Annotated in this window: 8 protein-coding genes and 1 other RNA gene; 2 read left to right on the plus strand and 7 right to left on the minus strand. The window is 41.9% G+C overall.

Annotated features, from left to right (window positions below):
- Positions 1–61: 61 nt before the first annotated feature.
- From rnpB to AB3329_RS09755, 3 genes are all read right to left on the minus strand, one after another.
- An RNA gene (gene rnpB, locus AB3329_RS09745) (RNase P RNA component class B) lies at positions 62–441 on the minus strand.
- A 21-nt stretch (positions 442–462) separates the two neighbouring features.
- Entirely contained in the window at positions 463–804 is a 342-nt protein-coding gene (gene gpsB, locus AB3329_RS09750; RefSeq protein ID WP_368395854.1) for a cell division regulator GpsB, read from the minus strand.
- Between the two features lie 209 nt (positions 805–1,013).
- Positions 1,014–1,532 (minus strand): SLOG family protein, encoded by a 519-nt coding sequence (locus tag AB3329_RS09755; RefSeq protein ID WP_368395856.1) that lies wholly within the window; start codon positions 1,530–1,532, stop codon positions 1,014–1,016.
- Positions 1,533–1,612: 80 nt separating this feature from the next.
- On the opposite strand from AB3329_RS09755, the gene recU reads away from it, so the two are divergent.
- Positions 1,613–2,242: a Holliday junction resolvase RecU gene (gene recU / locus AB3329_RS09760; protein ID WP_368395858.1), complete on the plus strand. Its 630-nt coding sequence runs from the start codon at positions 1,613–1,615 to the stop codon at positions 2,240–2,242.
- 52 nt (positions 2,243–2,294) lie between these two features.
- Positions 2,295–4,433, plus strand: a complete 2,139-nt coding sequence (gene pbp1a, locus AB3329_RS09765) for a penicillin-binding protein PBP1A (RefSeq protein WP_438272905.1) — start codon at positions 2,295–2,297, stop codon at positions 4,431–4,433.
- A 198-nt stretch (positions 4,434–4,631) separates the two neighbouring features.
- On the opposite strand, the gene pepC is transcribed toward pbp1a, so the two are convergent.
- The 4 genes from pepC to AB3329_RS09785 form a co-directional block, all read right to left on the minus strand.
- Entirely contained in the window at positions 4,632–5,966 is a 1,335-nt protein-coding gene (gene pepC, locus AB3329_RS09770; protein WP_368395861.1) for an aminopeptidase C, read from the minus strand.
- A 99-nt stretch (positions 5,967–6,065) separates the two neighbouring features.
- Positions 6,066–6,890 (minus strand): NAD(+) synthase, encoded by an 825-nt coding sequence (gene nadE / locus AB3329_RS09775; RefSeq protein WP_368395863.1) that lies wholly within the window; start codon positions 6,888–6,890, stop codon positions 6,066–6,068.
- Entirely contained in the window at positions 6,887–8,359 is a 1,473-nt protein-coding gene (locus AB3329_RS09780; protein ID WP_368395865.1) for a nicotinate phosphoribosyltransferase, read from the minus strand. Before AB3329_RS09780 ends, nadE begins: the two co-directional genes overlap by 4 nt.
- A 702-nt stretch (positions 8,360–9,061) precedes the next feature.
- A complete protein-coding gene (locus AB3329_RS09785; RefSeq protein WP_368395019.1) occupies positions 9,062–9,142 on the minus strand; it encodes an IS3 family transposase in 81 nt (26 codons plus the stop codon).
- Positions 9,143–9,145 lie beyond the last annotated feature (3 nt).

The following is a 9,145-nucleotide window of genomic DNA, read 5'->3' on the forward strand; positions in this document are numbered from 1 at the left end:
AATTTTATTCATCAAAGTTAAATAAAAGCTAGCAGATGCTAGCTTAACCTATTATGCAATTTTCTATAAGCCATGTTTTGTTCCGGAAACAGCTAGGCTCCTGCTTCCTTCGATAATCATCTGTCTACTGTTTCCAGTCAGGACAGTGCGTTCGCTTTCCGCCTGCCCCATGCCCCTACCAAAGTTTGGGTTGCTAGCTTGAGGGGTTTACCGCGTTCCACCTCCTATGTTTCCATAAAAGCTTCGTCACTGTGGCACTTTCAGGATTAGTCCCGCCTATCCTTCAACAAAAGGACTTAGCCGTTTCATCCGCCGTAACGTGTCTTAACACGTCCCTGGGCTTATTTTTTCACCCAGCACAAACACTACCGGCATCACAGCCAGTGCTAGCATGGACTTTCCTCATGAAAGACTGACTCTTCCATGCGATTATCCAAAAATTGCATTTTTATTCCTAACTTTTTATTCAACAATCTGCTTGCCAAACACTTCTTTTTCCAATCGGCTGATACGTTTTAGAATATCAAAATTTGTAGCAGACTGTGCAACACGAGTTTGCTCAGGAACAGCAGCTACTTTTGCAGGGGCCGGAGATGGAGCTTTTTTTTCTGTTTTAGCCCGCGCAGCGGCCTGTTTAAGTTTTTCATTTTCCTCACGCAGTTCTTGAATCTGTTCGATATAGGTTTCATAATCCTTGATGACATCATCTAAAAACTCATCGACTTCTTTTCTGTCATACCCGCGCATACTGGTTCTAAATTCTTGTTCAAAAATATCTTTGGGACTAAAAATAATACTTGCCATTCTATCCTCTCCAAACATAACAATTCTTAAATAGTGAAAATTTAATTTTAACTATCTATCACTTCCATCATAGCTAAAAAAAATTCAAAAATCAAGTATTAAGATCTGTTTCATAATTAAAAAAAGATGACATTCCAATGTCTAAAACTTATCGTTTGCAGCTCAACAAACTAGACCTGCTATGCTCTAAGCAGCTGTTTGGCAGAAAACTACCAATCATTCAGCAGGTCATTGAGCCTGTCAAAGGTTAAAAACAAGATAGGATAATCCATACGTTTTTGTCCTTCATCTACCAGATAATGGAGATTGGTTTTCTGCTCACTGTCGTAAAAGATATAAGCGCCGTCTGAGTTATCAAGCAGAAACTGATTATACTGCCGAAACTGCCAAGGACCTTGATAAGCATCATAACAGTATTTAAAAAAATCAACTGTCTTGAACCTAGTCAGTTTTTCTTGATTAGCTGCATTCCAATTTTCTCCATGATTGCGGAAGAGGACAATGGTAGCAATACCAAAATCATATGTCTGCTGCAGTTCCTGAGCGACCTCTAAAGCCCAAAATTCAAAACCGAGACTGCCGGTAAAAATAAGCCATTCAGCTCCCTCCTCCAGATAAGACAGCAAATCCTTTTTAATTGCTTTTTTTATCATTCTGATGCGCTTATCACTATCTTGAAAGATTCCCAGATCAAAGCTTCTATAGCCAGTTATAAGAATCGTATGCATAAAATATCATCCTTTTTAAAATTATGGTATAATAGTTTTGCTTTATATTATCCTATTTTGTATATGAAGTTAGGAGGATTATGGTTAATTATCCGCACCCCCATCATCTCATCCGAAAAAAAACAGCAGGACAGTCAGACAAAAAGGTTAATTTTGCTAACCGAGGCATGTCTTTTGAAGCAGCAATTAACGCAACCAACAGTTATTACTTGGCGCATTCTATTGCTGTCATTCATAAAAAGCCGACGCCCATCCAAATAGTGAAAGTGGATTATCCTATGAGGAGCCGCGCCAAGATTGTTGAAGCTTATTTCAGACAGCCGTCAACAACTGACTATTCCGGTGTTTACCGAGGGCATTATATTGATTTCGAAGCAAAGGAAACTCGGCTGAAAACAGCTATGCCTATGAAAAATTTTCATATGCATCAAATTGAGCACATGGCTAAAGTTTTAGAGCAGCAGGGAATCTGCTTTGTTTTGCTTCATTTTTCATCATTAAAAGAAACCTATTTTCTGCCGGCTAAAGCTCTGATAGATTTTTATCAGATTGACCACGGCACAAAATCAATGCCTCTTGATTATATCAAAAAGAAGGGCTACTGGGTAGAGATGAAAGCTCTGCCGCAGGTTCCTTATTTAGACATTATTGAAAATTATTTTTTAGGCGGTGATTACTATCAAAACGATTCAGTTCAGAAGAAGAAATAATCAAAAACGAGCCTTCAGAGAACTCACAACCAGAGACAAAGTACTTAAAACAATTAAATACGCTGTCCTTGCTGCTCTCAGTCTGGCTCTCATCGGTATTATTGTCGGCGGTCTCCTATTTGCTTACTATATCAGCAGCACACCAGAACTTTCTGAAAGCAAACTCGAGTCCACTAACTCAAGTCTGGTTTACGATGTCAATAATAATCTCATTGCTGATTTGGGTTCTGAAAAGCGGGAGAGCGTCACAGCTGACAGTATTCCGCTTAACCTTGTTAATGCTGTCACTTCCATAGAAGATAAACGTTTTTTTAAGCACCGCGGAATTGATCTTTACCGAATTATCGGCGCTGCCTGGAATAACCTAATCAGAAGCAGCACTCAGGGCGGGTCAACACTCGACCAGCAAGTCATTAAGCTAGGCTACTTTTCAACCAATGAATCCGATCAGACCTTGAAACGCAAGGCTCAAGAAGCATGGTTAGCCTTGCAGATGGAGCGAAAATATACAAAAGAAGAAATCCTCACCTTCTATGTCAATAAGGTCTATATGGGGAACGGCAACTATGGGATGCTGACTGCTGCTAAATCTTATTATAATAAAGATTTAAAGGACCTTTCTATTGCACAAATTGCTCTTTTGGCCGGTATCCCTCAAGCACCTAGCCAGTACGATCCTTACAGCGAACCCGAATCCGCTCAAAAGCGGCGGGATTTAGTCCTGAAAGAGATGTATGAAGACGGCAACATCACACAGGCAGAATACGACGAAGCTGTAGCAACACCTGTTACAGACGGTCTGCAGGAGCTTAAAGAAAACACAAATTATCCAAAATACATGGACAATTACCTCAAGCAGGTAATTGCTGAAGTTAAGGAAACAACCGGTCAGGATATCTTTTCAGCCGGTATGAAAGTCTATACTAATGTTGACCCCGAAGCACAGCAGTATCTGTACGACATTTACAATACAGATACTTATGTCAACTATCCTGATGCAGATTTTCAGGTTGCTTCAACGGTTATCGATGTGACTAACGGCAGGGTTATCGCCCAATTAGGCGGACGGAATCAAGACAGCAATGTGTCCTTTGGAACCAATCAGGCTGTCCTGACCGACCGTGACTGGGGATCAACAATGAAGCCGATCTCTGCCTATGGTCCTGCTATTGAAAGCAAGGCTTATACCTCAACCGGCCAGTCAACCAGCGATGCTGTTTACTACTGGCCGGGGACGACTACCCAACTCTACAACTGGGACCGCCAATACTATGGTTCTATGTCTATTCAGACAGCTATCCAGCAATCACGTAATGTTCCGGCGGTTAAAGCCTTGGAAGCAGCAGGCTTAGAGACTGCTCAGGAATTCCTGAGCGGCTTAGGCATTAACTATCCGGAAATGGTCTATTCAAATGCCATCTCCAGTAACACCAGCAGCTCTGACCAAAAATACGGAGCCAGCAGCGAAAAGATGGCAGCTGCCTACGCAGCTTTTGCCAATGGCGGAACATATTACAAACCGCAGTATGTCAACAAAATTGAGTTTAGTGACGGGACATCACAAAGCTATACTTCTTCAGCAACACGTGCTATGGAAGAAACGACTGCTTATATGATGACAGACATGCTCAAAACAGTTTTAACCTACGGAACCGGGACTGAAGCAGCTATTTCCGGAATCTATCAGGCCGGTAAAACCGGAACATCTAACTACACTGATGAAGAACTGACACAGATTGCTCAAGACAAGGGTATCAGTACTTACAGTGTGGGAACAATGGCTCCTGATGAAAATTTCGTCGGCTACACAACACAGTATGCTATGGCAGTTTGGACAGGTTATAAGGACCGCCTGACACCTGTTTACGGAGACGGCCTTAATGTTGCTGCTCAAGTCTATCGGGCAATGATGCTTTATTTAGCACAGTCTGGCAGCGGCAGCACCGATTGGACCATGCCTAGCGGTTTATATCGCAGTGGATCCTATCTTTATCTGAGCGGTTATACCTCAAAAACTTACGAATCTTCTTCCAGTTCAGTCTACAATAACATCTATGGTTCTTCAACTACTGAATCAGAGGCACCGTCCAGTGAAGAAAACACTGACACAAGTTCTGATAATAACAGTGATAATGATTCAGAACAATCCTCTTCTCAAAGTGAAAGTGAAGACGAAAACGAAGGGGACTAGCCAGCTTAGATTAAAAATCTTATTTAAACAAAAAGACCAAGCTTTGTGTTCACTTAACACAAAGCTTGGTCTTTTATTAAATTTTATCACTTTTCCAGCCTGAAGGAAAAAGAGGTTGTCAGCTGCCAGTACAATAATTATTAAAAGCTGGGCCAGCTAAAAAGATATTTATTGAATTAGAAAGAAGGTCTACTGCTGTCATTTAGCAAGAGCTCCCATCGGATCCCAAGGAGCCAGTACAATCGGATCTGCATCATAAGCTGCACGTTCTTGATCTGTTAAAAAGTCTTTACGAACTACGATTTGATAGGCATACTCCTCTATCCAGTCATCAGAAGCCACAAAATAGCCTTTATCTCCGACTTTTTCCCCCCAAGAATTCTCAACCTTCCACTTAAGAGGGCTGCCATTATCATCTAAGTCAACCCCAGTTAAAACCATAGCATGCGTCATCAGGCTCTCCCCATAATCCAGCCGACCGGCTTTATCCTGTTCGAAGTCAAGGTCCAGAGCGGCTGAAAAATCATAAGCTGTCGTCGCCAGAATACCTTTTTTCCGTTCAGAAAACTGTCCGACATCTGAACCAAACCAGACTGTTTCTCCGGCTTTCAATTGTCTAAGAGCCAGCTCCTTGAAGCGATCTATATCTAGATTGAGGTAGCGGACGGCAGGGCCGCCGACAACATTTCCCAGCATATCAACTGTATAAGACCGTCCGAAGGGCTTGTCTGCTGTCGGGGCGTTAATAACAGACACATAGTTATTTAAGTTCATATGGATATATTTTTCATAGAAACGCTGCGGAGTGATCTGCTTATCAGCATGATAATGACTGTCTTCATCGCGATAGGAGAAATCAAAATTTCTTGGCGGCAAACCTAAATTGATGGCTAAAAAGTTAAAAATTTCCTGTAACAGTTCTTCTTTTTTAGCTTGAAGAGCTGAATGCTCAGCACCTTGATTGAACAGTTCCCGCAGTATTTGTGCATCCTGCCGCAGCAATTTATTGAGATACTGATTCATTTCTCTGCTGGCGCTGGATGAGACGGATTCAGGATAAACTGACTTAGGTACAAGACCGTACTTTTCAAAAAGCGCAAGAACCATATCCCACTGACCACCGTCCTGCTGCGGAGTATCCAGTAAAAATTTAACTTTTCGACTGGAGAGTTCCAGATGCGCAGTAGCCAGAATCTGCTCAAGAAACCAGTTGGACTTTTCATATTTATCCCAGAAAAAGGTATGAGCTTGTGAAAATTCAAAATTTTCTACGTTAAAATCCTTAATTACTTGATGCCGAAAAGTATTGAGGGCAGCAAACATCCAACAGCGGCCTGAAGCTTTTTGGTCGGCAGCTTTATCTTGAGTTAAATCAATAGAAAAAGTGTAATCATTCTCTACTTCACTTTGCCGTGTTGCCAGCGACTTTAGCAGGCCGTTATGGGTTACAGCATGCTCCACAGCACGATATTTGAGATTGGCCTCATATTGTTCGAAAAGTTTATCTGTAAAACTTGTTTTTAATTCCGACATGTAAAAAGTCTCCTTTATTTTATTAAGCAACTTATAACCTGATTAGGCAGTTTTTGCCAGTTCTATTTCGGATAATCAGCTGGCTTTTTCCTGATGATTTTACTTCCAAAAATCATCAAAGATGGTGATAGGAAGGTGGCGCTTATGCATCGTTTTTTTCCACCAATCTTCAATCACTTTCTGGGCTTTTGGAGCAATTGCTTTTCCTTCCAAATAGTCATCAATATCATTGTAAGTCACACCTAAGGCCACTTCATCAGCAAGTCCCGGCCTGTCCTCTTCCAAATCAGCTGTTGGTACTTTCTCATAAAGAGCTCTGTCTGCCCCCAGCTCTTCCAAAAGCTGGCGTCCTTGACGCTTATTTAAGCGGTAAAGCGGCAGAATATCCGATCCGCCGTCGCCGAATTTAGTAAAAAAGCCCGTCAAATTCTCTGCTGCATGGTCCGTACCAATCACCGCCCCGGCATACTGACCGGCAATCGCATACTGAGTAATCATTCGCTGCCGAGCTTTAATGTTACCCTTATTAAAATCCGATACTGTAACACCAGCTGCCTGCAAAGCCTCAACTTGCTGGCTGACAGCTCCTTTAATGTTAACAGTCATAAGCTGATCAGGCTGGATAAACTGCAGAGCCATCTGAGCATCATTTTCATCTTGCTGAATCCCATAAGGCAGGCGGACAGCAATAAACTGATAAGCCTTGTCCCTAGTTTCAGCACGCATCTCTTCAACAGCAATCTGGGCTAAACGTCCGGCCAAAGTTGAATCCTGACCACCAGAAATTCCCAAAACATAAGTTTTTAAAAAGGGATGCTTATACAGGTAGGCTTTTAAGAAATCAACAGATTTACGGATTTCCTCCTGACTGTCAATAGCGGCCTGCACACCTAATGTTTTGATAATGCTTTCCTGCAAAGTCATAAGCTCTTCCTTTCCCCTTCTGCAGAATCATAGGCTGACTGGCGTACGCGGTCAATCAAGTTCATCTTATTGTCCCAAACATCCTGAGCTAAATCTACAGGATAATCCTGAGGATTCAGCACGCGCTTGTATTCATTCCACAAACCATCCAGTTCTTTTTTAGCGTATTCTTTTATCTCTGCAAGCGTCGGCAAATCATAAACCAGCCGGCCTTGCTGATAAATATCAACTAAAAGCGGAACAGCCTTAAAATTCTTTATGGTCTTACTGATATAGGTATAAGTTGGATGAAACATCACAATTTCATCCAAGTGATTGACATCTGTATCAGCAAAGGTGATGTAATCCCCTTCAGATTTCCCTTTTTCACGGCTGGTAATGCGCCAAACCTGTTTTTTACCAGGCGTTGATACTTTTTCAGCATTATTGGACAATTTGATAGTATCCTGCATCACACCGTTTTCGTCCTCAATGGAAACAATTTTGTAGACTGCACCAAGGGCTGGCTGGTCGTAGGCAGTAATCAGTTTTGTTCCGACTCCCCAAACATCGATTTTAGCCTTTTGCATTTTGAGGTTGAGAATAGTATTTTCATCTAAGTCATTAGAAGCATAAATTTTAGCATCCGTAAAACCAGCTGCATCCAGCTGTTTGCGGACTTCTTTTGAAAGGTAGGCCAAGTCGCCGGAATCCAGACGGACACCTTTAAAGGAAATCTTGTCCCCCATTTCCTGAGCCACACGGATAGCAGCCGGCACACCAATTTTTAAGGTATCATAGGTATCAACTAAAAAAACACAATCCTTATGAGTTTTAGCATAAGCCTTAAACGCTTCATAATCATTGCCGTAAGCCTGAACCAGCGCATGGGCATGTGTGCCGGAAACCGGGATATCAAACAGTTTTCCGGCCCGGACGTTACTGGTAGCATCTGCCCCGCCAATCACTGCCGCCCTCGTCCCCCAAATGGCGGCATCCAGTTCCTGAGCGCGCCGAGTTCCGAACTCCAGCAGCGGTTCATCCTCAATAACAGAACGGATACGGGCCGCCTTTGTCGCAATCAGAGTTTGAAAATTAATAATATTTAAAAGGGCTGTTTCAACCAGCTGACATTGAGCTAATGAGCCTTCAACCTGTACTATCGGTTCATTGGCAAAAACCAAATCCCCTTCCTTTGCTGACCGGATTGATAAATCTAATTTTAAATTTTTCAAGTACGACAGAAAATCCTGAGGATAGCCCAAACGTTCTAAATAAGCAATATCCGACGCAGTAAAATTCAGGCCTTCCAAATATTGGATCAAACGCTCCAGACCTGCAAAAACAGCATAACCGTTAGCAAACGGCTCTTTACGGAAATAAGCTTCAAAAACTGCTTTTTTGTTATGGATACCCTGTTCAAAATAGACCTGCATCATATTAATCTGATAAAGATCTGTATGCAAAGTTAAACTATCGTCTGTGTACATAACACTCCTCCATATAAAGATACAAAGCCCGTGAAAAACGCAAAAGGAAAATAGGGGACTGACTGACGAATCGCAAGATTCTAAGTCAGGACATCTTTTTCCCGCAGCGTTTAGGGCGTGTTCAATTAATAAGATACAAAGCCCGTGAAAAACGCAAAAGGAAAATGACGGTAAGTCCGAAATCTTTGATTTCGCAGACGCACCTCTGCCAAGACGACTAGAAGGGTGCGGTCGGCTCTTAAGACGACAAAGCCTTCAGACGGCTACGGCTGACGGTAAGTCCGAAATCTTTGATTTCGCAGACGCACCTCTGCCAGAACGACTAGAAAGGTGCGGCAGGCTCTTAAGACGACAAAGCCTTCAGACGTTTACGGCTGGGTAGTAATGAAATCAGCACTCAGCTTGATTAGTTTTTCCCGCAGCGTTTAGGGCGTGTTCAGTTCATTAAGATACAAAACCTGCTAAAAGAGCCAAACAAAAGACGGAAAACCAGAAGTCTGTGATTTGCTTCTTTTTAATCAGCTGTCGGCAATCGAGACATATACTCTCATATTGTGACTATTATAACATATTTCTACTATTTTGCACTTTACTTTGATACCCTTATCTCTGTCTGCATAATTTAGCTGTGATAATATAAAAAAAGAGACTTTATACAGTGAACAGCTCCCTGTCAAGTGGACAGTCAAATAATAAAAATAGTTAAGCAACCTGATTCCTAAATTCCAAAGGAGTCAGGTTGTTTAGTTTGGCTTGATAGCGTTGAGTATTGTAAAAATGGATATA

Source organism: Streptococcus huangxiaojuni, from assembly GCF_040930515.1.
Classification (GTDB): domain Bacteria; phylum Bacillota; class Bacilli; order Lactobacillales; family Streptococcaceae; genus Streptococcus; species Streptococcus huangxiaojuni.

Excerpts from the sequence above, each read along its gene's own strand:
- gpsB (WP_368395854.1), bottom strand. The coding sequence starts at position 804 with ATGGCAAGTATTATTTTTAGTCCCAAAGATATTTTTGAACAAGAATTT.
- AB3329_RS09755 (WP_368395856.1), bottom strand. The coding sequence starts at position 1,532 with ATGCATACGATTCTTATAACTGGCTATAGAAGCTTTGATCTGGGAATC.
- recU (WP_368395858.1), top strand. The coding sequence starts at position 1,613 with ATGGTTAATTATCCGCACCCCCATCATCTCATCCGAAAAAAAACAGCA.
- pepC (WP_368395861.1), bottom strand. The coding sequence starts at position 5,966 with ATGTCGGAATTAAAAACAAGTTTTACAGATAAACTTTTCGAACAATAT.
- nadE (WP_368395863.1), bottom strand. The coding sequence starts at position 6,890 with ATGACTTTGCAGGAAAGCATTATCAAAACATTAGGTGTGCAGGCCGCT.
- AB3329_RS09780 (WP_368395865.1), bottom strand. The coding sequence starts at position 8,359 with ATGTACACAGACGATAGTTTAACTTTGCATACAGATCTTTATCAGATT.